The following is a 25086-nucleotide window of genomic DNA, read 5'->3' on the forward strand; positions in this document are numbered from 1 at the left end:
TTTTGATCGGTGGTTTTTTGCTGACTTCTTAACCTAACAAGATCATTGCGATCGCCGCCAAGGCATTATTGAGAAAATGCATGGCGATGGCTGTTTCTAAGCGCTTGGTTTTTACATAAATCAACGCCATGATCAGCCCCATAGCACCGTAGATCAAAAACTCGACCAGATTGGTGACGGAATGGATGATACTAAAAACGGCTACACTTGAAATGATCCCGACTATCGGGTATTTCTTGAATAAAAGGCCGATAAACCCACCACGGAAAACAATTTCTTCCATGATTGGCGCCGCCACAGCGATCAATAGGAAGATCAAAAGCGGATTTTCGCCTGTAAACAGTTCCCCTAACAATGCATCATTCGCGGTCGCCTCTTGATCGGATATATGCTGCAGATACATGGTACCACCAACAGCAACGAATCGACCTAAAACAAAACCACCGATGATCCATAGCCAGTTGCGCTTCGTTGACCAGCCAAAGTCAAAGGTGGCAAGTCCTAGCTTCCGAGCCAAATACATCAGTAGGCCAATGTTTGCCAAAAGCAAGGCAATCAACCCGTAGCTCATCATCGCAGGAATCCTCGGCTCTCCTGCTTCCAAATAATAGATTTTTACCACACTGAATACGGTCATCCCTACTTGACTTAGTAAGAATAAGCCAATCAAAATAAATAAGTTCTTTACTGCTTTCATGCTCTCCTCCATCGTTTGCTCATTGCATTTTGCAGGATTGGGTTACGACAAATCATGACACAGTCCATCACTTGGTTCCCCATATATCCAGAAACTACTTAGCCGCTATCGGCTTGTTTCTAATGATACTGAGTTTCCTCAGTATTTACAACAAATAAAAAATAAAAACAGTTATTTTGCGTATTTTATCCAACAAACCACGTTTTTTCTTTCGCTGCCCTCAAAAAAATATAAGTAGTGTTTGAAAAAAGCGCTCTCTTATGCTACACTGTTCCTACTTTTGTTTGGCTGACGAACCGCTGCCCCAACCATGTTCGTTTGGACCAACTCGTTGCGAGTATTCGATTTCGAATGCTCTTTTTGTCGCGTTTGTCAAAAGAAAGTGAGTGAATCCAAATGATCCAAGTAGAACACCTCAGCAAGACCTTCCAAGTGTCCAAGCGAAAAAGCGGCTTTCGCCAAGCAGCCAAAGCATTTCTTTCTCGTGAAACCACCACCGTCCATGCGTTGCAAGACATCAGCTTTACCATCAATGAAGGCGAAATGGTTGGCTACATCGGGCCTAATGGTGCTGGAAAAAGTACCACCATAAAAATCATGTGCGGGATTTTGACCCCTGATCAAGGCATTTGTCACATCAATGGTCGTACGCCTTGGCAAGAACGTATTCAACATGTCAAAGACATCGGCGTCGTCTTCGGGCAGCGCAGTCAACTCTGGTGGGATGTCCCCGTCAATGACAGCTTTGATTTGATCCGTGATATCTACAAAGTCGACGCTGCTAGTTATCAGCGCAACCTAGAAGAATTAGTCACCTTACTAGATTTAGGTGAGATCTTAAAAACCCCTGCTCGGTCCTTGAGTCTCGGTCAGCGTATGCGCTGTGAGATCGCCGCCTCCTTACTCCATGACCCCAAAATCTTATTTCTTGATGAACCCACCATCGGTTTAGATGCTGTATCAAAGATTGCCGTGCGTCAGTTTATTAAAAAAAGAAACCAAGAAAAAGGCACCACAGTCATCCTAACGACCCACGATATGCAAGATATCGAGGCGCTGACACAGCGAATTCTGTTGATCGGCAAAGGGCAAATTTTGCTGGATGGTCGCCTCGATGAACTAAAGCATCGTTTTTCTGATGTCAAAACGCTGGAGATCGACTATCAAGGGAATGAACCTCATCTGCCAGAAAACGTCCAGCTGCTTCAAAAAGACGTTGGTCGCCTTGTTCTGAAACTTGATCCCAAAGAAGTGTCGGTCGCTCAGCTGCTCAGTCTGCTCAGCAATCAAGTCGAGATCACCGATTTGGCCGTTGCCAGTATCACCGCCGAAGAAATGGTCGCTAAGCTGTATCAGGAGTATCAAATATGAGGAAGTATCAGGCATTTTTCCGCATTCGCTTTATCAATACCTTGCAATACCGCTCGGCGGCAATTGCCGGGATGGCTACGCAACTAGCTTGGGGCTTGATGGAAATTCTGGCATTCCACGCCTTTTACCAAGCAGATCCTAGTGCCTTTCCCATGACCTTTCAACAAACCGTCTCCTATGTTTGGCTCCAGCAAGCCTTCTTGTCTTTATTTATGTTGTGGTTCTTTGAGGCAGAAATTTTCAATACCATCACCACAGGGACGATCGCCTACGAACTTGTGCGGCCGATGGATCTATACAATCGCTGGTTTTGCCAATCGGCTGCCAATCGCTTAGCAAAAGCCGTCTTGCGTTGCGGACCGATTTTTGTGATTGCCTTTTTACTGCCAGCACCTTATCGCTTGATTCTGCCAGCAAACATCGTTGCCCTGTTCTTGTTTCTTTTGTCTATGGCGCTGAGTTTAGGTGTAGTGATCGCTATGTCGCAGCTGGTCTATATCTCGACTTTTTACACATTATCCTCCATCGGGGTGCGGATCGTCATCAGCTCCATCGGTGAATTTTTAGCTGGCGGGGTCATTCCTCTGCCTTTCTTTCCACAGCCTTTTCGCCAATTCGTGGAACTATTGCCTTTTGCTTCCATGCAAAACGTCCCGCTGCGAATTTACAACGGGGATCTGACTGGCTTTGCGCTTGTTTCAGCATTGCTCTTACAAGCGTTTTGGCTCGTACTTTTGATCGTGATCGGAAAAATTTGGCTGCAGCAGGCACTCAAGCGTGTCGTTGTGCAAGGAGGTTAAGGAATATGGTTTATTGGCATTATTTTTGTATTCATCTCAAAAGTCAGATGCAATATAAAGTTTCCTTTGTGTTAACTGCTTTGGGACAATTTCTAGGTTCCTTTACTGCTTTTTTAGGCATTTGGTTTATGTTTACCCGGTTTCATCAAGTGGATGGCTTCACCTTTGAAGAAGTCTTGCTTTCCTTTGCGACGGTTTTGTTTGCCTTTTCGATTGCGGAATGCTTCTTTCGCGGGTTCGATCTTTTTCCACAAATGATCAGTAATGGCGAGTTCGATCGGGCACTCGTGCGCCCTCGCTCCTTGATCTTTCAAGTCTTAGCTTCCAAAATGGAGTTCTCTCGTCTCGGTCGTTTTATTCAAGCCTTGCTGTTGTTTGCTTATGCGATTCCCAATAGTGGAATTACTTGGCATTTTGGAAATGTCCTGACTCTTTTTCTAATGATCGTCTGCGGCGCCCTCTTTTTCGCCCTATTGTTCTTAGTGTATGCCGCCATTTCCTTCTTTACGATCCAAGGACTTGAATTTATGAATATTTTTACCGATGGTGCCCGAGAATTTGGCCGCTACCCATTTAGTATCTACGGAAAACACGTCTTGCGTTTGTTGACCTACGTCGTGCCGATGGCTTGGTTTCAGTATTATCCATTCTTGTATGTCATTGGTCGGGTAACTAATCCTTGGTGGATCTTATCACCGTTGGTTTGTCTGCTCTTTGCCTTTCCCGCCTTCTTCTTTTGGCGAGTAGGTTTGAAGAATTATATTTCTACGGGTTCGTAGAACAAGCAAGAAGCCCTTATAGACATCAATCATTGAAGACGCATCCTCTAATGATTGGTGCTCTTTTTCTTTTCGATAATTGTAAAATTGCTCAGTCGCTTTTTATTTGAGCAATCACGTCACTGATATACTGTAAATATTTATCCCCTTAAAGACAAAAACTGGCTAGGAAAAGCAAGCAATCTCTGGTAAGATAAATAAAAACGTAAAAGAGGACCAGTTATGGAATATTTAGCGATTTTACTTGTTTTCTTTCTATTGAATGTAGTGATACTTGTACTTGGATTGAAGAAGAAACGAATCATGCTGCTTTTTCTGTCACTCTCTGGTTTATTGTTGGTTTGCTTGATTGCCATTTCTTACGTTTTCTTCTATTCAAATACACTTTAAGTTGTCAAAAACACGGGGAGATGGCTACGAACCTACCGAAACAAACGAGGCTGTTTTAGTCATTACACCCGATTTAGAAGCTATTAGACACACACAATTTGTGTCCACCTTCAAACAAATCGCTGTTCTTTTGCTCTTTATCAAGTCTAGCGAAAGCAACATATGCACCTTTGATGTCGGTGATATCGTCCCCATCTTCGCAGCAACCTTTGTGGATGCCGTGCGTTCGCCGATCACTCTTCCAAGTCCGAGGTAGAACGATGTACCACTTATGTTTTTTTGCAAAGTAGATTGACAGTGGCTACAGGCGACCAATCAGTCGTAAACGACAAGTTTGTTAAAATCACACGAAAAAACCAGAACCCCCGAAAGGATCGTTCTGGTTTTTTTGCTGATTTGATTATCTAGAGAAACGACCTAAATCGCTCTGATTCTAGCCAAATTTCTGAAAGAGAATTATAGAAGGATTCTCCTAGCTGATCCGTCATCGACGCTGGTTTCTCAATTTAGCAATAAAGCGAAAAAGCGGATTCTACGCTTTTTTCGGTCTTTTCGTCATTTCCCAAACAGCTTCTGCTGCTAATTTCCCAGAAGTCAATGCCCAGGCATTATTGGCACCTGATGGAGAGTCTGATCCCATGACGCCTCCCACAACTTCACCTGCAGCATAGAGCCCTTTAATGGGCTGGTTTTGCTGATTCAAAACTTGCAACGAACGATTGACCGCTAACCCACCTAGCGTAGTCGCAAACCGAGGCTTTTGTTCGATAAGATAATAGGGACCTGCACCAATCGGTTCTTGCAAGTATTCAGGTGCACGGTGAAACTCTTCGTCGCTTCCTTGCGCTACCCAGTAGTTAAAATTATCCACTGTTTCGATCAGTTGTTCTACAGGCATCTGCGCTTTGATGGCTAACTGTTCTAACGTGGCAGCTTTAAGAATACGAGGTGTGGCCTTTCCTTCTTGCGCAATCCAACAAGCCAGCTCTTCACTGGTGATTCCGCCTTCTGCTACACCTTGGCTGAAATGCTCAAAGTGTTTGCCGTCTAGCAATAAATAAAGCATTGGCGAGCGTTGTCTTAATAATGCTTCTAATACTAGCTTATTGCTAGCTCGCTCATTTACTACCCGCTTTCCAAATTGATTCACTAGAATACCGTTTTCTTTCAACACGATCAGATTGCCACCAATCGTTGATTTCGCCACCCCTTGAGAAATTTCCAATCCATTGGGATAGATTTTTCCTTGATCCATCGCTCGCGTTTGTGCCTTTAAAGCAGGAATGGTTGCCATCAACAGACCATCGCCGGTGGCAGATTTTGGTCCATAATACAAAATTTGCTTGAATCTTTCCTTGAGTAAGGAGGCATTATTCCCATAGCCACCGGTTGTCATAATGACCGTTGGGGCATAGATCATATGAGTTTTCCCTGATTCTTCGACGGCTTTGACGCCTATGACATTATTTTGATCATCTACTAGTAGCTGTTGGGCTTTCGTTTGGAGCAAGACCTGAACCCCACTATTCTGTAGTGTTTTACGGACGGTCTGGGCAAATCCAGCGCCGCCCCCTTGATAAGCAAGTTCGCGATTTTTTTGATATTCTGGTAGGACGTGCAGCCCTTGCTCCATATCGTAGGCTACACCTAAGTATTCATGGACCCAATCTGTGGTTTCTCCTACGTTCTCAGCGAAAAGGGTCAAAAGGTTTCGATCGTTCAGCCCATTCCCGTTTTCCAGAAAATCAGCCACCATTGCTGTCGGTGTATCATCTTTTACACCAGCAATCTGTTGTAGTTTCGAACCAGTCACGATTTGGTTTCCACCACTAATAGAGATCGCTCCACCCACAAAACTTAATTTTTCCAGTAAGATGACCTTTCGTTCTAACTGATCCGCTCGCAATGCAGCAGCAAGCCCAGCGGCGCCTGAGCCAATGATCACTACATCAACTGCTTCTTCAACCACTTCTTCTGACCAAGCCACGACTGGCTTTGGCCGTGCTTTGAGGACCTCTACATCGGCGCCTGCAAGTTTTACCGCTTCTTCCACCCCTGCGATCACCCCTTGACTGGAAGCAGAAGCACCAGAAACAGCATCGACATTCAGCGTTTGTCCTTCAATGATCTGTGCCGGAATTCTCGTAAAGACTAAATCAGATAAACCTTCAGATTCATTGCCTTTATCAATCGTAATCTTTTCAATCGTTTCCTTTGAAAAAGTCACTTGCATTTCAATCGGACTATTGTGTCCTTGGGCTTGTACAAGATAAGTCCCTGGTTGGTAAGCGACTTTCCGCTTTTGGAGTTCTTTCAAGCGTTCATGCTTTTGTTTCTCCTCTTCTGGATCAATGACCATATCTTCCATAAACTGCCACAATGGTGTTGGGATTTTCAACTCACTTTGCGCATGACTAAGAGCAAAATGACGAACAACTTTCTTCTCGGCGATCATCTGAACCCAATTAGGTTCGACTAAAAATCCTTTCCCGATGGCAAGCAAATCGTAGCCAATTTTCAGTGCTGCTTCTGCGTCTTCTCGTTGCAAGATAGAGCCCACTCCTATAATCGGAATAGTCGAAAGTTCAGGCGAACGCATTGTTAAAAACTTCACAATTAATGGCTCGCTGCTCTCGTTATCAATAATAGAGCTTCGTTGGTACGTTCCCATTGAAAAATGAAGGTACTCTGGCTTGCTTTTCGCTAGTTGATTCAACAAGTACATCGTTTCTTCAAAACAAATCCCAGGCTTTTCCATTTCTTCTGGCGAAAAACGATAACCGATAACAAAGTCTTCAACCGATTCTTCTTGACGGATCCGCTGTACTTCTTTTAATACGGCTAATGGAAAGTGCGCTCTTTTTTCCAGACTGCCTCCCCAATAGTCGTTTCTGCGATTTGAGTGAGGCGAGAAAAATTGTTGGATCAAAAAGGTATTCGCACCATGTATCTCCACGCCATCGTAACCAGCTTTGATGGCACGCCTAGTCGCGTCTCCAAATCGTTGAATCATCGTTAGGATCTCATCATTACTCATTTCTTTCGGAACAGGTGCGTTTGGTCGTAACGCTGCGACGGGACTTGCGCAAATCGGTTGTACTCCACCATTGTACTCAGGCCATGCCATTCGTCCAGCATGATAAATTTGCAGGATCGCTTTTGAGCCTTTTTCTTTGATGGCTTTTGCTAATCTAGTGAGCCCAGCAATTTTCTTGTCTGTATCTACCCCGAGTGCTCCCGGAAACCCACGCCCATGTTCTTCGATAAAGCAGCTTTCTACGATCACTGCCGCAGCTGCACCGGCACGACAGCGATAGTATTCAATGATCTCTTCCGTTATTTCACCATCGTAAAAAGCAGATTGAGTTGTCATAGGTGCCATAACGAGTCGATTTTTAAGTTCAACGCCAGAAGATTGTTTGATCGGTTCAAATAATTCTTTTTTCATAAAAATCAGTTCCTTTCAAATAGCTTGCTTCGTCAGACCGCATGTATTAAGGCATCACGAAATACACCCATCTTTTTCGGACAAGTCGAAAAGATGAGTGTCTCCCCTGTTCAGTTATTACTTACTTCATTTCCCCATTTATTTTTGGTTTTCCGGCCGAGAATTGATGGCATACTGTTTACGCCCACCAGGTTTTGGTACTTGATCCCCCATCATGATCCCAAAACCGCCTTCAACACGTAATTCGTGCCCGTTCGTATAATCGGAACGTTCGCTGGCTAAGTAAAGGACTGCATTAGCAATGTCTTGCACATCGCCGATTCGCTTATTGGCAGTTAAACGTTTCCGCCCCTCTTCAACTTCTGGGTCTGCATAAAAGCTTGCGGATAAAGGTGTCTTCACAAAGCATGGCAAGACACAATTGCTGCGAAGGCCGTACTGCCCCCACTCTGCAGCCATTTGTTTCGACATCATATTAACTCCAGCCTTACTTGGGCTATACGCACCAGAATATGTTTCAGGGCTGATTGAGGCGATCGTTGAGACATGCACCATCCGCCCTGATTTTTGTGCGATCATCACTCGCCCGATTCTTTGAGAAACCAAGAAGTAGCCGTTTAAGTTGACGTCGATCACTTGTTTCCATTCTTCAAATGGTAGATCTTCAAGCAATGAAAATTTCAAAATAGCCGCTGTGTTTACCAAAACATCAATGCGGCCAAAATCTTCTTTGACCTTTTCTGCCAATGCATCTACCTGCGCTTCGATCGTCGAATTGCAGACATAACTGTTTACTTTCACACCGAATTGATCTGCTAGCTGTACAGCATAGTTGGCAAGGTTTTCCTCATGCAAATCAACTAATGCAAGTTGTGCGCCTTGATCAGCAAAGTCCTGTGCGATTTTTTTCCCCATACCACCTAAAGCGCCAGTAATAACTACGACTTCATTCTTAAGATTCAACCAAGATTGCTCCATCATTTATACCACCTCTAATATTGTTATATTCTTCACTAACAATATACCTTGATATGAGCAGAGAAACTAATTCTTTTTTTCCATTGATCAATAGCTTCTGTGAATGGTTTGTTCCTTTAACGCAGTCGTAACGAGCGCTTGAGCGAGCTCAGGATTTTTACAATAGATTATGCAGCTAGCAAGCAATGTAGGGGAATTTTCCAGCTGATAAAACGTCTGTACAAAAGATGCAGCAGCGATCTCACTCAAGGAATAGAGACGTGCCTGTTTTTTCAAAAAACCTATCTGATAGTGCAGTTGTCTTTGAATGGTCCAGAGATTTTTACGATATTCCAATACATGAAACACTTCATGCATGAAAACCAATTCCGTAAGTGTCGTCGCAGGAAGTAATCGGCTTAATTGCTGTGCTTCGATAAAATGCTGCGCTTGCGCCAAGAAATTGCGATCAATCATAATATGATCTGTTTTTTTATAGACAGCAAAGGTATAGCGCTCCTGTTGCGCTTGCGCTTCAGGCAGTTCATTGATCTTTAATGAATCAATGATTCCTTGCAATTCTTGAGGATGCTCTCGATACCAGCGGGCTTCTTGCTTACCTATGCTTTCAGCAGTTTCAATAAAGGACTCTGCCTGCGCAGGATCAACTTTGGCGTGAAGGGGGTCTTGTTTGAACAGCTGCAGGTGAGGATTGGTTGCTCGAGACCATAGGTGTAAAAATTGTTGGCAAAATTCTTCTACTTTCACGGATCTCATTCCTTCCTTGGCCTACTGCAAGCGGTTCGCAGCAATAATAATAATCTCTTCTGTACCAATCAACTGACTTAATTCAATATCGATCAACATCATCAATTGGGTATAATCTGTCGAACTAAAATCAAAGAGACGCGGTCCAGCACAAATATAAAAATCTGGCCGGATGACTAGATCACTTTGGTAGTTCGCCATACTTTCCCAAAGACGAGCGATTTGTTCACTATAACTTTGGATCGTCGTTTTCACGACATCTGCATGGTCTCTTTGCACGCGAATAAAGCCTCGATGATCAATGACACAAACACGATCGCCTTTTTTTGTCGCTGCGCCATAAATATAAAAATGTTCACTCGTAGCACAAGAAACCACGTTTTCTTTAGCAACTTGCAGCTCAGCATAGGCAATGTCTTGCGCTTCTTCACGGTTGATTTGGTTTTGACGCTCAGCGGCTTGAGCAGCTGTGGCACCGGAGGCTCGCGCAGTAATTTTTTGCGTCTGAGGATCGATTTCAATATAGACTTCAATACTATCAGGCGTTGCCCCACTCTCGATCGCCAAAGTAGCTGCTTCTTGCTTGATTGCTGCAATATCCGCTTTTGTTGGATTCGGGACAATTCGTTCCACCACGTCTTGAACGACGGATAACGCCACACCGATCGATGAAATCACTTCAGCATTTTCAGGTATTTTATAATTCAACGACAATTGTTTCGCTGCATGTTTGATCAGTGAAGAGACGCCTCCTCCTACACCTACTAAAGTCATTTGGTTAGGCTCTAATTGATACTTGCGGGCAAAAGATTGAATCACAGGTGCTATTTTTTGGACTGCTTGATCCAATATTTGCTGTGCGACATCCTCCACCGTCGTTTCTAAGTACTTCGCTAAAGGCTGCATGGCTTTTCTGGCCGAATGGGCATTGCCATAGGAAAAATCATCCTTTGTGACATATCCTAAGACATTCGCTGCACAAGAATTCGTGATCGTAATTCGTTTCCCGTTAGCAAGTTTGATTGCAACATAATCTGCTGGGTCACCTTCTTTTGGCGCATAAAGCTCCAGTTCTGGTGCAACGATCTCTTCTTCTGGCAGATACGTACTATATTCTAACCCAGCGATATGGGCACTTCTTGGGCCGACGTCTATCACGCCTTTTTTGTTCACTCGAACCATACTGCCGCCAGCCACACCTAGGACGCGAACATCTAATGAATTGACATACGTCTTATGGCCTGCAATCTCTGAGTAATCGATGACTGGCCGACCATTTTTGATCACGCCAAGATTCGTCGAAGTTCCCCCTACTTCAAAATAAATACCGTTCGACGTTCGCAGATACATCAATGCTCCCATCACGCTGGCTGCTGGACCAGAAAGCATCGTTAGCACCGGTCGTTTTTTCATTTCAACAATGTCCATCAACCCGCCATCGCCCCGCATGATCATCAGTGGTACATCCACACCTGCTTGGCGAACACTATTTTCTGTTGAATTTGCCGTTTCCAGCATCGTTGGCAAAATCGATGCATTGATTGCTGCGGTACGGGTTCTCCGGGATAACCCATATAGTTTGGTCATCTCCGACGCCAAGGTTACTTCGATGCCCTTTCGTTTGGCTACTTCAGCGATTCTTTCTTCTGTTTGTAAATTATCTACACCAAAAGCTGCTGAAGTCACGATGACCTGAGCTTGTGCCTGTTGTAGTTCTGCTAATGCCGCTTCGATTGTTGCTTCTGAAAGCTCTTTTTTAGGAATAAAGCGAGCAACGACTTCAATACTTCTTCCCGTACCTAAATCAATGTCTTTTAATGCCGTTTGCCACTTTGCCAGCCAACCTTCGACGCCGCCCTTTGCTGTACTGATAATGCCGACCTTCGCTACATCTCCTTCTAAGAGTGCATTGGTGGCTTGGGTTGTGCTGTGAGCGACAAAGACCACTTCATCTGGCTGGATCTGATTTTCGGCTAAACACTTAATAAAAGAGGCCACTACACCTTCTGCAACCCCTTGCTCACTTTTGTGGGTCGTTTTTACAGATGACTTTCCAATCACCTCTTGCGTGTCATTGTTGATTGCGACAGCTTTCGTATGGGTTCCACCCACATCAATGCCAATTCGGACACTTCTTCTCATTTTTTTCACCTACTTTTTTAAATCGGGCTATATAACAGGAACGTCGCAATTTCAAGAACCAGCGAAATGACGACTCCTGGTAAAAAAGCAACCTTCATGTAATCTTTCGTATTGATATTATTGAAGCCTAATCCCCAAGCATTCCAAGAAATGGTCAAATCAAAATGACCCATACCGATCATATTAGAAATGAACAACGGATATAAAAACGTCACAGGATAATTGGTTTGATTGCTGATTACTGCTAATAACGCTGCCCCACAACCAATCAAAGAAAGTGGCCCGCGAAACCAGGTCAAGGGAGCTAAAAAACCAAAAAGCAAACAAAGCGCTAAGGGATGCGTCGGAATGATTCCTCCTAGCAATGATTCAAAATAAGGTGCAGCGAAGGTTGCAGCTGCATTGAACATCGCAAGGGTCATCCAAAAGGCAACTAAGGTCGCAGTATCTTTGACCCCATCTGCAAAAATACGTGTCAAAATCTGAGAATCTTTTCTAAACCCATCCTTTAAAACACCACAAATCCACAAGGCATAAAGACTCGCACCAATAAAACAAAAGATCACTGGAAATTGAAAGATGATGACTCCTACGACCGGTATAAAAGGGGTAAGTAACGCCAAACTAGGAACCTCTTGAACTTTCGGTTCTTCTCCAACCGCCCAAGCATAGGTCAAACTTTCTACTCTCAAATACCCAATAGCAAAAATCGAAGAAACCAGAATCATCACAAAGAAAGCCAATAATCCAAACGAAAAATAATCATTATAGGTGTAATCAACCCCACCATTCACATTGCCAAAAAAGGCTTGATACTGTGTGAAATTGATTGGATTTAAGAAAACACCTGCTGCAACGGAAGCCGAAAAACTAAAGAATGCCACGACTTTAGGAATACCAATCGAAAATAAAATTGGCAATACGATCACGGCGATCGCGATGACAGATCCGGCACCTGACATGGATGAAAAGATAAAGCCGGTAATCAAATTGACAATTACTAGAATAATCGCTGGGCTATCCCCACCTAGTTCCACACTCTTACGAATGATAGTTGCCGCAATGCCCGTTTCCAACAAGATCCTACCAAAGAATGCTCCTACAAAAATATTCATTTGTGAAGCCCCCCAGCGTTCTGGCGCCTGTTGATAGACCTGTGCCAGCATCTCGGTAAAAGGGAGGTTTTCAAATGCCGGATTGGGTGAAATGACATTCCCTATAAGCGGCAACAACACCCATAATGTTGCCATAACGATAAAACCAATCATCAGGTTATATCCTTTGATACAATAAAAAACCATGCCACCAAATGACACTACTAGTAATAAGCCAATCAAGCTATCCATTCTTCTTCTCCTCCATACAAATTACGCCGTTTGAACCTGCAGCCAGATACGCGAAAGCCGCCGTTTAACAAAAGCGAAAAAGGAGGAAGTGGTTGGCCACTATCCTCCAGGACGTTTAGTCCTTTAATTTATCAAATGCGCTGTAGCCAAATACTCTTTTGTGTTGCAGTAACAAATAAACCATCATGACGATCGCTAAAACCGCAGCTGCGAGTAATAAGCCCATCATAATAAAAATCGCTTGCGTTTCTCCTACTGACCGAGTCATGGAAGCAACGATGTAAGGTAAAAAGGTACTTGCTAAGCCCATCCAAGTATAGTAGATCCCGGTATTTCGACCTTTTGGTCCAGGGCAAAACATTTGTCGTACCCCTAGCCCAGTTTGCAACGCCCCTCCGGCAGCAAAGAAACCCAAGAAGGCGATACTGATATAAATCACTACGACATGTTGGATCACTAATACCATCCCTAACGCAAGAGCGATGAATACCGTATCAATAAATAAGACTTTTAAGGGATTCCAACGCAATTTCCCCATCATTACTGCCCAAAACAAAACAGCCACCATTGAGCCAAAAGTATAGATCGATGTTAGCCCCGCTGACTGCATCTCAGTCAAACCAGCATTCGTCAAACCAAACGCTTTGGTATACTGTTGGGCGCCGTACATGATGAACATACAGATAAAACCAAAGAACATTGTGAAGAAGTTAACGATTATATTCGGCTTAACAAGCATTTTGGCCTTCATTGCCGCAATTTCTTCTTGAACCGCATTCGTTTCTTTTCCATCGACGGTTGCCGCTTTTTCTTTCATCATGTCATCATAGGCGAATGGCGCGATAGCTGCTAAAATCGTGCAGACGATCGATAGGACTAATGGAATAATAATCCCCATCGACTGATTCCCAGACCCGATGAAATTTACCACAAGTAAGGGATAGATAACCCCTGACAAAGAAACAAAAAACTTGATCCCAATCATTGCTGAAGCCGCATATTTCGGTGCTGCTTCTTGAGAAGCGGGATACAACGCAGCATCCCAGAAACCAGAAGTCGCCACCCCTGCGATAAAGGCACAGACAGACGCGATCACCATATTCGTCGTCAGTAACAGACCTAAAAAGCATAGCGTATACAAAACAGCCCCCATGACCGCCATTTTTTTGCGTCCCACTTTATCCGAAATTTCTCCACCGATCCAGACGGTCAAAAATTTTCCTAATCCGGTCGCAGTGATAGCCAACGATACCGCAGCGGCTCCTGCAGAAGCATCGGTATAGCCCCATTTATCCGAAAAATAAGTCGCATTTTGGCTTAAAATAATGGCTTGGATCCCATGAGTGAAATAACACATATAGATAGTTGCCAGTGACAAAATATACTTTTTTGCTCTCATTTGTACGCTCCTTATAAAAGAACATCCAGCTTTCCTACGAAAATTTCCCTGTGGGTATTTCGTAGGAAAAGGATACTCGGTCCCTAGTTAGTTTGCTCTGACAGGCAGTTCCTTGCCAGTAAACAGTTTAAAGGCGGCTTTTCCTTGTCCCACCAGCATTCCTTTTCCACCCACGGTCTTACACCCTTTTGCGCTGGCATCTTTCAATAACTGGGTCATTGGTGGGTTATAGATCGCATCAGCCACCGTCAAATCTGCATGCAGTACCTCTGTGTCTGCAATCGGTGTCGCTGTATTTCCTTCACCCATTCCAACAGTCGTTGCATTCACTAAACAATCGGCTCCTTTTATTTTTTCAGCAAGTAACGCTTGATCCGTCAGATCATAAATATCAATTACTAGATCAGGGTAATATTCTTTAATGCGAGCAACGGTCTCTTTGCCTTTTTCATAAAATGCATCTTTGATGTTGAAAATTGCAATGGAGGCTGCGCCTTCGATCGCCAATTGGACTTGGATCGCGGTGGCAGCTCCACCAGCTCCGATCACAACAAATTTTTGATCTTTCATTTTTACATCGTGTGCTTGCAGATTATCAACAAAGCCGACACCATCGGTAATATGGCCGACGAGCTTGCCTTCATCATTGACGATAGTATTGATGGCACCAACCATTTTTGCAGCGGGGGTCAATTCATCCATGTATTCTGCCGCTGCCGTCTTGCAAGGCATCGTGACATTTCCACTCATTTTGAAGGTTCGAAATGCCTCGATCGCCTGGGCGACTTGGTCTTCTTTAATGTCAAAAGCTAAATAAACTGCATCGATATCAAGCTGGTCAAAGCCATAATTATACATGGCTGGCGAACCAGAATGCCCAACAGGTGTACCGATCAATCCTAAGAGCTTCGTTTTTCCCGAAATTTTTTCGCTCATCGTATTTCCTCTTTTCTATTTGATTTTTTTTTACGCAAGCAATTCTGGCCATGCGTTTTGGATCACTTCAATACTCGTTTTGTAATTTTGCTCTGCTGCTTTTTGATAGCCTTGACTTAAAATCGGATCAGAAATCACTTCCGTGCCTACAACACGAGGCTTGATGCCGTGTGCTTTTAGTGCCCGTAAGAAGCCTTCGGTATCACCCCATCCTGTTCCTGGACATAAGCGATCGTGCATCGACTCATCCCGTAAGATCGTATCAGGATATCGTCTTTCTAAAACATCACAAATTTGGATCGAAACAACTTTCTCCGCTGGGACCCCTTCCAAGTCAGCTGCTGTCATGTTGGCTCTCGCCCAGTGCCATGTATCTAGGATCAGCATCCCATTTTCACAATCTGCCTCTTTGACAATATTCCATGCACTAGCTAGATCAGGAACACCGCTATAAGGCATGAATTCTAACCCAATGACTAATTCTTTTGCTCGTGTACATAGTTCTTTAAAGGCTTGGATATGAACCTCTGCTGGGTATTTTTCCATTAAGCCACAATTGATGTGCCCAACACCAAACAAACGTGCCATATGATAGATCGTTTGCTCTTTAAATTGTTGCAGCAGTGTTTCCGGTGTTTCCATCGTTTTATTTGGATCAGCCCACAAGGTGATATATTCGACCTCGGTTACTTTCATGTCATGTTCTGCAAGAATTTCAAGCATCCGCTCATCAGAATAGCCTTGCTTCACAGCAAGCATATAGGTCTCCGCACGTAAACCGATCCCGTCGTATCCTGCCTCTTTCGCGATCTTCACTCTGTCTTCAAAATTAATCTCTGTCCCTAATGTGTAAGAGCTAATCGTCAATGGAATGTTTCTCATGTTATTTCCCCCTTTAAAAGTCTGTAAACAACTACTACTTGGTTTACAGCTGGAAATAAAAACACGAACTAAAAAGCGGCCGCAGTAATTGTGTTTTTATTCACAATGTTTATTACCGTTATTATAGCTTTTCCCTCTCCGTACTTCTAATTGTTTTTTCTTTATGGATCTATAGATAAAAGATATAAGTCTTGTGATATACTGATAAAAAAAGAAGGATTTTAGAGGAGGTTTCTATGAATCTTCAGCATTTAAAATATTTTGATATCCTTGCTAGAGAAGAACACTATACACGTTCGAGTAAATTGCTCAACATCACACAACCAAGTCTCAGTAATGCCATTTCACTTTTAGAAGATGAGCTAGGTGTACAACTCTTTGAAAAAAACGGACGAAATGTGATCCTAACCAAGCCTGGAAAAATTTTCCATGAACATGTTATACGAACGTTAGAAAACTTAGATTCGGGTATCGATACAGTAACAAAAATCAGCAAAGGCTTTGGGCATATCAGCTTTGCTTTTTTGCAAGTCCTCGGTACATCTTACGTACCAAAAATCACTAAACAATTTCTTGAAGCAAATCCTGAAAAAAAGATTCAATTTGAATTTCACTCAGATAGCGTCAGTACCGAAACAGTCCAAGGACTAAAAACCTTGCGCTATGATCTCGGTATTTGTTCCTACATCACCAATGAACCAACCATTGAATTCGTCCCGATTGCAAGTCAAGAACTTGTCGTGATCACCGCGTTGGATCATCCTCTCGCACAATTTGATGAAATCTCTTTGGACGACTTAGCAGAATATCCCCAGATTATTTTCAGCAAAAAAAGTGCCTTACGTGAAATCATCGATGACCTTTATCAGCGTAACAACGTCAGCTATCAAGTAGCCTACGAAGTCAAGATCGATCAAGTGATCGCTGGACTAGTCAGTCAAGGATTGGGGATTGCTATCATTCCCAATATGACGATGCTTGACTCTTTGCCCCTTAAGCGAATCAAACTTAATGGCATCAGTTGGGAGCGATACTTTTATTTAGCCTACAATAAAGAGACTTACTTACCACCTGTAGTCAGCAATTTCAAAGAATTTATTTTGGCCCATGCAAATCCGAAACAGATCGTTTATTGAGTGACTGGGTGGGTGAAAAACAAAGCTTTAGAAAATAGGAATAAAACTATGTTCCCGCCTTTTTTTGGCGTTTTCACTTAATAAAAAACAGACATTCATTAATAGAACGTCTGTTTTTTATTGCTTATTCTCTTGTTCTTTTTTCTCATGACGAATAATGAAAAGAGCTATACTCACCGCACGTTTCGCAGATATAGTAATAATTGCGCTTCTTCTTATTGTAGAGTTTCAACTTCTTCCCATTTTTACAACTCTTGCATTCTTCTAATTCCGTCAAGGTTTTATAATAAAACAACTCACTGATCATCTCTGGATAAAAATGTGCAAGAAGCTCAATCAGTTTTTTTCTATCAACCAGCAGTAGATTATCACCGGCTATTTCTAATGCTTGATCTGTAAAAAAATGTGTAGTGATGAAAAGCCCATTGGGAAACCCTTTGTCTGGAAAAATCCCTTTAAATGCGGCAACAAGTGGCTTACTGATCCGCTCCGTTGTCTTTTGCGGATTCCAGGCTTTACATTGGACCGCTATTGCCTTTTTATTATTAGAAAAAGCATACACATCAATACCACCATCTTTGTAACCATCGATGTTTTGGACGGTATATCCCATCTTTTGTAAAATACATTCAGCAATATAATTCAAATCCTCTGATTTACAGGTTTCTAATTGAGCCACAATCTTTTTCAATTTTTTCGGGTATGTACGTTCATTATGGTTGCTTAGTTCTGGGAAATTAATGACTTCCTTCTTTTTCTTAAATGAAAACATGTCTCTTCCTTTCTTGATTGTTTTGGATGTGATTCGTTAAAGCATAGCTAGTGAGTGGTCTTTAATTATGTAGAATAGAAACTGGTTCTTAAAGAGAGAACTATCTACTTTTCTCAATAAAAATCGTGTGAACTCGATAAAATAAGTCAAAAATAAGAAACTTATAACGGAATATTATTAATTTAATGATAATTTTATTCAAGATAAATGTCAATTGAAGTTTGAATATTCAATAATAATCGATGATTAAATCAAACCACTCTTGATCATTGCTCCATTTCGAAAATTACTAGATAGGATTCGTTACAGTGCTAATTTCCACATTCTTGCCTACAGATTTATTGATTCCTTTTACTTTGTTTGTAACAGATTCTGAATGGTTTCTTTCGGTTTAGCAGTTGAGTGTCTATTACCTATAAAAACAAAAAAGGTTTCCCTCGTAAAAGGGAAACCTCAGAAATGTTATCGAAACAACATTTACATTTATTTGTCTTATTCTGCAGCGTTGTTGTCTTTGAGACCGTATTTTTTGTTGAAACGGTCCACACGTCCGTCTGCTTGTGTGAATTTTTGACGTCCAGTGTAGAATGGATGTGAATCAGAAGTTACTTCGACACGGATCAATGGATACGTGTTGCCGTCTTCCCACTCAACAGTTTCTTGAGAATTCTTTGTAGAACCTGATAAGAATTTGAAACCAGTAGTTGAGTCCATGAATACAACTGGATGATAATCTGGATGGATATCTTGTTTCATTTCTTCTTCTCTCCTTTGCCCTGGCTCATTTGCTTCACCAGAGTTGATTTGTCGATTTTACAACATGACTATCTTACCATGTTTGGATTTTAGATGCAATTATCTTTTTATATTTCTTTTTGGCCGCTTGTCTCCGAAATGGACATCATGAAAAGCCGCTAAAAACTCTTCATTCTTTTTCGTTTTGCGCAAGAATTGAATGAATTGTTCTGTGAACTCCAAGGAATCCCCCAACATGTTGTTGCGTATGCGCCAAGTTTCCTCCAATTGTTCACTGCTCATCAGCAATTCTTCTTTACGGGTACCAGATTTCTTGATGTCGATCGCTGGGAAGACCCGGCGTTCTGCGAGGCTGCGAGAAAGCTGCAGCTCCATATTGCCGGTTCCTTTAAACTCTTCATAGATGACATCATCCATGCGGCTGCCGGTATCTACCAAAGCTGTGGCAAGGATCGTCAAACTACCGCCTTCTTCAATATTGCGGGCAGCGCCAAAGAATTTCTTCGGTTTGTACAAAGCAGCTGGATCGATCCCGCCGCTTAGTGTACGTCCGCTTGGAGGAACGACTAAGTTATAAGCTCTCGCCAAACGAGTGATACTATCCATCAAAATCACGACATCACGCTTGTCTTCCACCAAGCGCATCGCCCGTTCTAGTACCAATTCTGAAACACGGGTATGATTGCTAGGCTGTAGGTCAAAGGTTGAAGAAACCACGTCACCCTTGACACTACGTTCTAGATCAGTTACTTCTTCTGGACGCTCGTCGATCAAAAGTACGATCAATTCCACCTCAGGATAGTTGTCCGTAATCCCATTGGCAATTTCTTTCAATATACTGGTTTTCCCAGCTTTAGGCGGGGCAACGATCAGTCCCCGTTGACCAAAACCCACTGGCGCCAGCATATCGATCATCCGAGTCGAAAGACGTCCTGACGTTGTTTCTAATTTTAAATGACGGTTCGGATAAAGGGGCGTCAGCGCTGGAAAATGCGGGCGCTCTTTGGCATCTTCTGGATCTTTGCCGTTAACAGACTCAACGTGCATCAATCCATAATAGCGTTCAGATTCCTTAGGCGGGCGCGCCTTACCGGCGACTTTATCGCCATTACGCAAACTAAACCGACGAATCTGTGAAGAAGAAATATAGATATCTTCTGCACTCGGTCCATAGTTGATTGGACGTAAAAAACCATAGCCTTCTTGGCCTACGATATCCAAGATTCCTTCCATATAAAAGAAGCCTTGTTTTTCCGCCTGCGCCCGTATCACAGCCAATGACAATTCTTTTTTATTCATTTGGCTGTAATAAGGAATTCGAAACTCTTTGGCAAAGGTGTAGATCTCTTTTAAGGTTTTGTTTTCCAACTCTGCCATCGTAAGATAATCGCTCATAATTACTCCTCTATCATTTGAATATCAGCTCCAAGAGCCGTTAGTTTTTCGATGATATGATCATAGCCGCGCAAAATGTACTCGACATTAAAGACGCTAGTCGTGCCAGTCGCCATCAATCCGGCAATAACTAGACAAGCCCCTGCCCGCAAATCAGAAGCGACAACTTCTGCTCCGTGCAATTGGCTCGGTCCGCTGACAAAAATCATGTTGCCTTCTGTCGTTGCTTGTGCGCCCATCCGTGCTAATTCAGGAATATGGTTGACCCGTTTGGCATAAATCGTGTCCATAATCTCCGATGTTCCCTTTGCTTTTAGCAATAATGGTGTGATCGGCTGTTGCAGGTCTGTGGCAAATCCCGGATAAGGATAAGTTTTCACAGTCGCTGGTTTCAACTCTTTTGAGGGATGCACATAGATTTCATCTTCGCTGATATCCATTCGCACACCGATTTCTTCCAATTTCGCAATGTAGCTTTCTAGATGCTCATAAATCACATTTTTGACTGTAATGCCTTCGCCCGCTGCTGCGGCTAAAGAAAGATAGGTTCCTGCTTCGATTCGGTCTGGAATAATAGAATGACGACAACCGTGCAGTTCTTCCACACCTTCGATACGAATTTCATTGGTACCTGCACCTCTGATTTTCGCTCCCATATTATTTAAAAGGGTCGCGACATCAATGATCTCAGGTTCCCGTGCAGCATTTTCAATGATCGTTTTGCCTTTGGCTCTTACTGCTGCCAGCATTACATTGATTGTTGCTCCGATGGAGACCATATCTAAGAAAATCCGTTCGCCAGTCAAGCCTTCTTCTTCGGTACGCAAATACATGGCGCCATGCTCGTTGGTGACTTTTGCGCCAAGTGCTTCGAAGCCTTTGATATGCAAATCGATTGGTCGCGGGCCTAAGAAACAGCCGCCAGGCAACCCAACGACGCCTTCACCAAACTTCGCCAATAATGCCCCCATGAAATAATACGAAGCCCGTAGACTATTGATTTTTCCGTTAGGCATCGGGATCGAAACGATATTGGTTGGATCGATCTCTAGCGTATTGTTTTCAAAATGGGTCTTCACGCCCATGATTTCGATAATCTCAATTAATGAGTGCACATCTTGGATGTCGGGCACTCCTTCTAAAATGACCGGTGAATCAGCTAAGATCGCTGCCGGGATCAATGCGACTGCACTGTTTTTTGCGCCGCTAATGGTGACTTCACCTTTTAAGGGACGATTGCCGTTGATGACAATTTTTTTCATTGAATTCCACCTATACTCTTTTTTAATTTATGTGTATCATTCCAATTTTAGCACAGATTACTCAAAGAAAAAAGATGCAGTATATTTTTGATCCCCGCATCAAGAATATTTTCTTAGAAAACAAAAAAACTCTTAGAATCAGTGATTCTAAGAGTTTTGATCTTTGATTAAGATTAAGCTTTACCAGCTGAACCGAACCAGTCGATGTGTTCTTCTGCATCTTTAACGATTGCAGCAACACCTGGTGCTAATAATTTACGAGGGTCGAATCCTTTGCCTTCTTTATCTTTGCCAGCTTCGATGTATTCACGAGTTGCTTTAGCAAATGATAATTGGAATTCAGTATTTACGTTTACTTTAGAAACACCCATTGAGATTGCTTTTTCGATTTGGTCTTGAGGAATACCAGAACCACCGTGTAATACTAATGGTACATCAGAACCTACTGCATCAGCGATTGCTTGTAAGTGGTCAAAAGCAAGGCCTTTCCAGTTTTCAGGGTATTGACCGTGAATGTTACCAATTCCGCAAGCTAGGTAATCAATACCAGTTGCAACCATTTGTTTACATTCTTCGATGTCAGCTAATTCGCCAGAACCGATGATTCCATCTTCTTCTCCGCCGATTGAACCAACTTCACACTCAACAGAAACGCCTTTTGCGTGTGCTTTTTCGACAACTTCTTTAGCCAATTTCAAGTTTTCTTCAAATGGTAAGTGAGAGCCATCAAACATAACAGAAGTGTAACCAACTTCGATACATTCCATTGCTGCATCGTAATCACCATGGTCTAAGTGGATTGCAACTGGAACAGTGATGTTCATTGAATCAACCAAGTTTGTAACGATGTCTTTAGCAACTTTGTATCCGCCCATATATTTGGCAGCACCCATTGAAGTTTGGATTAGAACTGGCGCTTTTTTCGCTTCAGCAGCTTTTAAAATCGCTTGTGTCCATTCTAAGTTGTTTGTGTTGAATCCGCCGACTGCATATCCGCCTTGACGAGCAGCTTTTAAGAATTCAGCTCCTGATACTACTGGCATAAAAAATTCCTCCTAAGTTTTGAAAAACTTTATTTGTTAAGCAATGCTTAACCGACAATGCTATTTTAGCAAAGATTTGCGGTATTTGCTACTAAAAAGAGGAATTTCTCTTTTCAAAAAAAGATTGCACAAATATAAAAATCCAGCATTTTCATCATCTTTTCTGAAAGTCTACGATTCTGTAAGGTTTTTCTCTTCTGTCTGCGGTCGTTAGATAACAAATCGGCATGTGAAAATTCGAGAAAAATTTCACATATTTTTTCGTCATTTTATCATAATCTTCCAGTAAATCCTTCCTTCTTCTCCTCTGAGCATAAGAATAGCCTTGTGAAAGCGGCTATATTATTATGTAAAAAAGGAGGGATAAAATGAAAAAAGCGCTTATTGGATTTTTGGCAGTCATCGGGGTTCTTTTCTTGGCAAGTTGCAGCTCGGGGGCCAAAGAAGAAACCAAAACATTCACAATGGATCAAAATGGGGTTTCGATGGAACTGGTCTTCACTTATGAAGGCGATAAAGTAAAAACCCAGACTGCGAACAATGTCATGCCGTATTCAGCGATTGGGGTAACGACCAAAGAAGAAGCACAGACGGTACTTGATCCGATCGCAGAGCAGTATCAGCAAGTCAAAGGATTGGACTATTCCCTCGACTATACAGATAGTGAAGCGACTGAATCCTTGACCATCAATTATGATGAGTTGGATTATGATTCAGCGAAACAATTGCCTGGGGTTAGTTTCGAAGGAAACACCGAAAATGGGATCAGCATGGAACGTACAGAGGAAATGCTCTTGGATCAAGGGTATAAGCTAAAAGAATAATCCTCTCTAGGCACCAGCAAATCAACATGCGTTACCGCTGGCGGATTTCATTCAAACTGCTAGCGAAAAAAATAATGCATCAGCCAGAAACTTCCGGTCGTTTTGACGGAAGTTTTTTGTGTGCAGAAACAGATACCTTCTACCAATGCTCAAACAAGTTTCAACCTTTTACGGATTACTGGGATGGCGTAACTCAAAAAAACTCCCCATCTTGAGATGAGGAGTTTCGCACATTCATTCCTTGGTTTGCCGCTAGCGATTATTATGCTTGGCGGTTGTCTAATGAAGCTCCAACAAATGCTTTGATCAAGCGTTGTGGGCGAGTTGGACGAGAAATCAATTCTGGGTGGAATTGGCAACCCACGAAGAATTTGTTTTCTGGGATCTCAACGATCTCAACCAAACGATTGTCTGGTGACACACCTGAGAAAACCATCCCGTTTGCTTCAAAGATTTCACGGTATTTGTTGTTGAATTCATAACGATGACGGTGACGTTCTTGAACAACTTCCTCCCCATCATAAGCTGCAGCTGTTTTGGTGCCTTTTTTCACTTTACATGGATACAAGCCTAAACGCAATGTTCCACCTAAGTTTTCGATGTTTTCTTGGTCAGCCATCAAGTCAATGATGTTGTTGGCTGTTTCAGGATCTGTTTCTGCGGAATTGGCATTTTCCAAGCCAACGACATTGCGGGCATATTCCACACAAGCCATTTGCATCCCTAGACAAATCCCTAAGAATGGCACATCGTTTTCCCGAGCATATCGGATCGCTTCGATTTTTCCTTCAATCCCGCGATCACCGAATCCACCAGGAACAAGAATACCGTCTACTTCACCTAAGTAAGAATCCACGTTTTCTCGTGTGATTTCTTGGGCTTTGATCCAATCGATCTCGATGTCTGCATCAAAGGCAAAACCAGAATGTTTCAAGGCTTCGACAACTGATAGATAAGCATCTGGCAATTCCACATATTTTCCAACTAACGCGATGCGTACTTTTTTCTTCAAATTCAGCACCTTTTCTTCCAATGCTTGCCATTCAGTCATGTCAGCAACTGGTGCAGTCAGTTTCAAATGATCACACACGATTTGATCCATGCCTTGCGCTTGCAGTGCCAATGGGATCGAATACAGGGTCTCAACGTCACGAGATTCGATCACGGCTTCTGGTGCCACGTCACAGAATTGGGCCAATTTGTTTTTTGTTGATTGTCCTACAGGTTGTTCTGTCCGAACGACCAAGATATTTGGTTGAATCCCTAAGCCGCGCAGTTCCTTCACACTATGTTGTGTCGGCTTTGTTTTCATTTCGCCTGCTGCTTTCAAATAAGGAATCAGCGTCGTATGGATGTACATCACGTTGTCCGCACCTACGTCTGCCTTCATTTGACGCAAAGCTTCTAGAAACGGCAATGATTCAATATCCCCTACTGTTCCGCCGACTTCTGTGATGATCACATCTGAATCAGTCATTTTGGCTGCCCGCATGATTTTTTCTTTGATCTCGTTGGTGATGTGCGGGATCACTTGAACAGTCGCGCCTAAGTATTCTCCTTTACGCTCTTTCCGCAAAACTTCTGAATAGATTTTTCCAGTTGTTACATTTGAGTATTTGTTCAAATTGATATCGATAAAGCGTTCATAGTGACCTAAGTCTAAGTCGGTCTCTGCTCCATCATCGGTTACGAATACTTCACCATGTTGATATGGGCTCATCGTTCCTGGATCGACGTTGATGTACGGATCGAATTTTTGAATGGTTACTTTCAAGCCGCGATTTTTCAACAAACGTCCTAATGATGCTGCTACGATCCCTTTACCAATAGAAGAAACCACACCGCCGGTTACAAAAATATATTTTGTCATAAACTGAAAAACTCCTTTAATCTATTTTACAGGAAAAGCATTTAGAAAATAATAAAAGCTCCCTATCCATAAATGAATAGGGAGCGAAAATTCTAAATCACTTTCTGACTCTT

Annotated in this window: 21 protein-coding genes; 6 read left to right on the forward strand and 15 right to left on the reverse strand. The window is 42.6% G+C overall.

Going from position 1 to position 25086, the window contains the following annotated elements; genetic code table 11:
* Positions 1–28: 28 nt before the first annotated feature.
* Positions 29–697: a CPBP family intramembrane glutamic endopeptidase gene (locus IGJ42_RS13430; RefSeq protein ID WP_144330908.1), complete on the reverse strand. Its 669-nt coding sequence runs from the start codon at positions 695–697 to the stop codon at positions 29–31.
* A 396-nt stretch (positions 698–1093) separates the two neighbouring features.
* Here IGJ42_RS13430 and IGJ42_RS13435 point away from each other — a divergent pair, with 396 nt between their 5' ends.
* From IGJ42_RS13435 to IGJ42_RS13450, 4 genes are all read left to right on the forward strand, one after another.
* Positions 1094–2068, forward strand: coding sequence for an ABC transporter ATP-binding protein (locus tag IGJ42_RS13435; protein ID WP_005234036.1), 975 nt, complete (start codon positions 1094–1096; stop codon positions 2066–2068).
* A complete protein-coding gene (locus tag IGJ42_RS13440) occupies positions 2065–2868 on the forward strand; it encodes an ABC transporter permease (RefSeq protein ID WP_016621669.1) in 804 nt (267 codons plus the stop codon). Before IGJ42_RS13435 ends, IGJ42_RS13440 begins: the two co-directional genes overlap by 4 nt.
* Before the next feature lie 5 nt (positions 2869–2873).
* Positions 2874–3647, forward strand: coding sequence for an ABC transporter permease (locus IGJ42_RS13445; RefSeq protein WP_086298045.1), 774 nt, complete (start codon positions 2874–2876; stop codon positions 3645–3647).
* Between the two features lie 222 nt (positions 3648–3869).
* Positions 3870–4037 carry a hypothetical protein gene (locus IGJ42_RS13450; RefSeq protein ID WP_005234033.1) on the forward strand — a complete coding sequence of 56 codons (168 nt, stop codon included), beginning with the start codon at positions 3870–3872 and terminating at the stop codon, positions 4035–4037.
* A 532-nt stretch (positions 4038–4569) separates the two neighbouring features.
* Here IGJ42_RS13450 and IGJ42_RS13455 read toward each other — a convergent pair.
* The 8 genes from IGJ42_RS13455 to IGJ42_RS13490 all read right to left on the reverse strand — a co-directional run bounded on the left by IGJ42_RS13455 (position 4570) and on the right by IGJ42_RS13490 (position 15915).
* Positions 4570–7485, reverse strand: a complete 2916-nt coding sequence (locus IGJ42_RS13455) for an FAD-dependent oxidoreductase (protein ID WP_429946774.1) — start codon at positions 7483–7485, stop codon at positions 4570–4572.
* Between the two features lie 138 nt (positions 7486–7623).
* Entirely contained in the window at positions 7624–8463 is an 840-nt protein-coding gene (locus tag IGJ42_RS13460; RefSeq protein WP_034878349.1) for an SDR family NAD(P)-dependent oxidoreductase, read from the reverse strand.
* 87 nt (positions 8464–8550) lie between these two features.
* Positions 8551–9219: a hypothetical protein gene (locus IGJ42_RS13465; protein ID WP_086332675.1), complete on the reverse strand. Its 669-nt coding sequence runs from the start codon at positions 9217–9219 to the stop codon at positions 8551–8553.
* Between the two features lie 12 nt (positions 9220–9231).
* Positions 9232–11352 (reverse strand): hydantoinase/oxoprolinase family protein, encoded by a 2121-nt coding sequence (locus IGJ42_RS13470; protein ID WP_430615744.1) that lies wholly within the window; start codon positions 11350–11352, stop codon positions 9232–9234.
* A gap of 17 nt (positions 11353–11369) precedes the next feature.
* Positions 11370–12698, reverse strand: coding sequence for a citrate transporter (locus IGJ42_RS13475; RefSeq protein ID WP_144330906.1), 1329 nt, complete (start codon positions 12696–12698; stop codon positions 11370–11372).
* A gap of 115 nt (positions 12699–12813) precedes the next feature.
* Positions 12814–14097, reverse strand: coding sequence for an MFS transporter (locus IGJ42_RS13480; RefSeq protein WP_144330905.1), 1284 nt, complete (start codon positions 14095–14097; stop codon positions 12814–12816).
* Between the two features lie 87 nt (positions 14098–14184).
* Entirely contained in the window at positions 14185–15033 is an 849-nt protein-coding gene (aroE, locus tag IGJ42_RS13485; RefSeq protein WP_008380533.1) for a shikimate dehydrogenase, read from the reverse strand.
* Positions 15034–15063: 30 nt separating this feature from the next.
* On the reverse strand, positions 15064–15915 hold the full coding sequence (locus IGJ42_RS13490; protein WP_005234024.1) for a sugar phosphate isomerase/epimerase family protein: 852 nt from the start codon (positions 15913–15915) through the stop codon (positions 15064–15066).
* Positions 15916–16151: 236 nt separating this feature from the next.
* On the opposite strand from IGJ42_RS13490, the gene IGJ42_RS13495 reads away from it, so the two are divergent.
* On the forward strand, positions 16152–17051 hold the full coding sequence (locus IGJ42_RS13495) for a LysR family transcriptional regulator (RefSeq protein ID WP_144330904.1): 900 nt from the start codon (positions 16152–16154) through the stop codon (positions 17049–17051).
* A gap of 145 nt (positions 17052–17196) precedes the next feature.
* Here IGJ42_RS13495 and IGJ42_RS13500 read toward each other — a convergent pair whose 3' ends face one another.
* The 5 genes from IGJ42_RS13500 to IGJ42_RS13520 form a co-directional block, all read right to left on the reverse strand.
* Positions 17197–17823, reverse strand: coding sequence for a restriction endonuclease (locus IGJ42_RS13500; RefSeq protein WP_008380529.1), 627 nt, complete (start codon positions 17821–17823; stop codon positions 17197–17199).
* Positions 17824–18315: 492 nt separating this feature from the next.
* Positions 18316–18579, reverse strand: a complete 264-nt coding sequence (locus IGJ42_RS13505) for a type B 50S ribosomal protein L31 (protein ID WP_008380527.1) — start codon at positions 18577–18579, stop codon at positions 18316–18318.
* 99 nt (positions 18580–18678) lie between these two features.
* Positions 18679–19974, reverse strand: coding sequence for a transcription termination factor Rho (gene rho / locus IGJ42_RS13510; RefSeq protein ID WP_144330902.1), 1296 nt, complete (start codon positions 19972–19974; stop codon positions 18679–18681).
* 2 nt (positions 19975–19976) lie between these two features.
* On the reverse strand, positions 19977–21236 hold the full coding sequence (locus tag IGJ42_RS13515) for a UDP-N-acetylglucosamine 1-carboxyvinyltransferase (protein WP_005233977.1): 1260 nt from the start codon (positions 21234–21236) through the stop codon (positions 19977–19979).
* 173 nt (positions 21237–21409) lie between these two features.
* Positions 21410–22279 (reverse strand): class II fructose-bisphosphate aldolase, encoded by an 870-nt coding sequence (locus IGJ42_RS13520; protein WP_005228297.1) that lies wholly within the window; start codon positions 22277–22279, stop codon positions 21410–21412.
* Positions 22280–22647: 368 nt separating this feature from the next.
* Between IGJ42_RS13520 and IGJ42_RS13525 the strand changes: the two genes are divergently transcribed.
* Positions 22648–23103: a YehR family lipoprotein gene (locus IGJ42_RS13525; protein ID WP_005233973.1), complete on the forward strand. Its 456-nt coding sequence runs from the start codon at positions 22648–22650 to the stop codon at positions 23101–23103.
* A 262-nt stretch (positions 23104–23365) separates the two neighbouring features.
* Here the strand turns inward: IGJ42_RS13525 and IGJ42_RS13530 are convergent, their stop codons facing one another.
* On the reverse strand, positions 23366–24973 hold the full coding sequence (locus IGJ42_RS13530; protein ID WP_008380521.1) for a CTP synthase: 1608 nt from the start codon (positions 24971–24973) through the stop codon (positions 23366–23368).
* Positions 24974–25086 lie beyond the last annotated feature (113 nt).

The organism is Enterococcus sp. DIV1067f, assembly GCF_050543505.1.
GTDB classification, from domain to species: domain Bacteria; phylum Bacillota; class Bacilli; order Lactobacillales; family Enterococcaceae; genus Enterococcus_D; species Enterococcus_D entomosocium.

Coding starts and splice junctions, on each gene's coding strand:
- IGJ42_RS13430 (WP_144330908.1), bottom strand. CDS start 697: ATGAAAGCAGTAAAGAACTTATTTATTTTGATTGGCTTATTCTTACTA.
- IGJ42_RS13435 (WP_005234036.1), top strand. CDS start 1,094: ATGATCCAAGTAGAACACCTCAGCAAGACCTTCCAAGTGTCCAAGCGA.
- IGJ42_RS13440 (WP_016621669.1), top strand. CDS start 2,065: ATGAGGAAGTATCAGGCATTTTTCCGCATTCGCTTTATCAATACCTTG.
- IGJ42_RS13445 (WP_086298045.1), top strand. CDS start 2,874: ATGGTTTATTGGCATTATTTTTGTATTCATCTCAAAAGTCAGATGCAA.
- IGJ42_RS13450 (WP_005234033.1), top strand. CDS start 3,870: ATGGAATATTTAGCGATTTTACTTGTTTTCTTTCTATTGAATGTAGTG.
- IGJ42_RS13455 (WP_429946774.1), bottom strand. CDS start 7,485: ATGAAAAAAGAATTATTTGAACCGATCAAACAATCTTCTGGCGTTGAA.
- IGJ42_RS13460 (WP_034878349.1), bottom strand. CDS start 8,463: ATGGAGCAATCTTGGTTGAATCTTAAGAATGAAGTCGTAGTTATTACT.
- IGJ42_RS13465 (WP_086332675.1), bottom strand. CDS start 9,219: ATGAGATCCGTGAAAGTAGAAGAATTTTGCCAACAATTTTTACACCTA.
- IGJ42_RS13470 (WP_430615744.1), bottom strand. CDS start 11,352: ATGAGAAGAAGTGTCCGAATTGGCATTGATGTGGGTGGAACCCATACG.
- IGJ42_RS13475 (WP_144330906.1), bottom strand. CDS start 12,698: ATGGATAGCTTGATTGGCTTATTACTAGTAGTGTCATTTGGTGGCATG.
- IGJ42_RS13480 (WP_144330905.1), bottom strand. CDS start 14,097: ATGAGAGCAAAAAAGTATATTTTGTCACTGGCAACTATCTATATGTGT.
- aroE (WP_008380533.1), bottom strand. CDS start 15,033: ATGAGCGAAAAAATTTCGGGAAAAACGAAGCTCTTAGGATTGATCGGT.
- IGJ42_RS13490 (WP_005234024.1), bottom strand. CDS start 15,915: ATGAGAAACATTCCATTGACGATTAGCTCTTACACATTAGGGACAGAG.
- IGJ42_RS13495 (WP_144330904.1), top strand. CDS start 16,152: ATGAATCTTCAGCATTTAAAATATTTTGATATCCTTGCTAGAGAAGAA.
- IGJ42_RS13500 (WP_008380529.1), bottom strand. CDS start 17,823: ATGTTTTCATTTAAGAAAAAGAAGGAAGTCATTAATTTCCCAGAACTA.
- IGJ42_RS13505 (WP_008380527.1), bottom strand. CDS start 18,579: ATGAAACAAGATATCCATCCAGATTATCATCCAGTTGTATTCATGGAC.
- rho (WP_144330902.1), bottom strand. CDS start 19,974: ATGAGCGATTATCTTACGATGGCAGAGTTGGAAAACAAAACCTTAAAA.
- IGJ42_RS13515 (WP_005233977.1), bottom strand. CDS start 21,236: ATGAAAAAAATTGTCATCAACGGCAATCGTCCCTTAAAAGGTGAAGTC.
- IGJ42_RS13520 (WP_005228297.1), bottom strand. CDS start 22,279: ATGCCAGTAGTATCAGGAGCTGAATTCTTAAAAGCTGCTCGTCAAGGC.
- IGJ42_RS13525 (WP_005233973.1), top strand. CDS start 22,648: ATGAAAAAAGCGCTTATTGGATTTTTGGCAGTCATCGGGGTTCTTTTC.
- IGJ42_RS13530 (WP_008380521.1), bottom strand. CDS start 24,973: ATGACAAAATATATTTTTGTAACCGGCGGTGTGGTTTCTTCTATTGGT.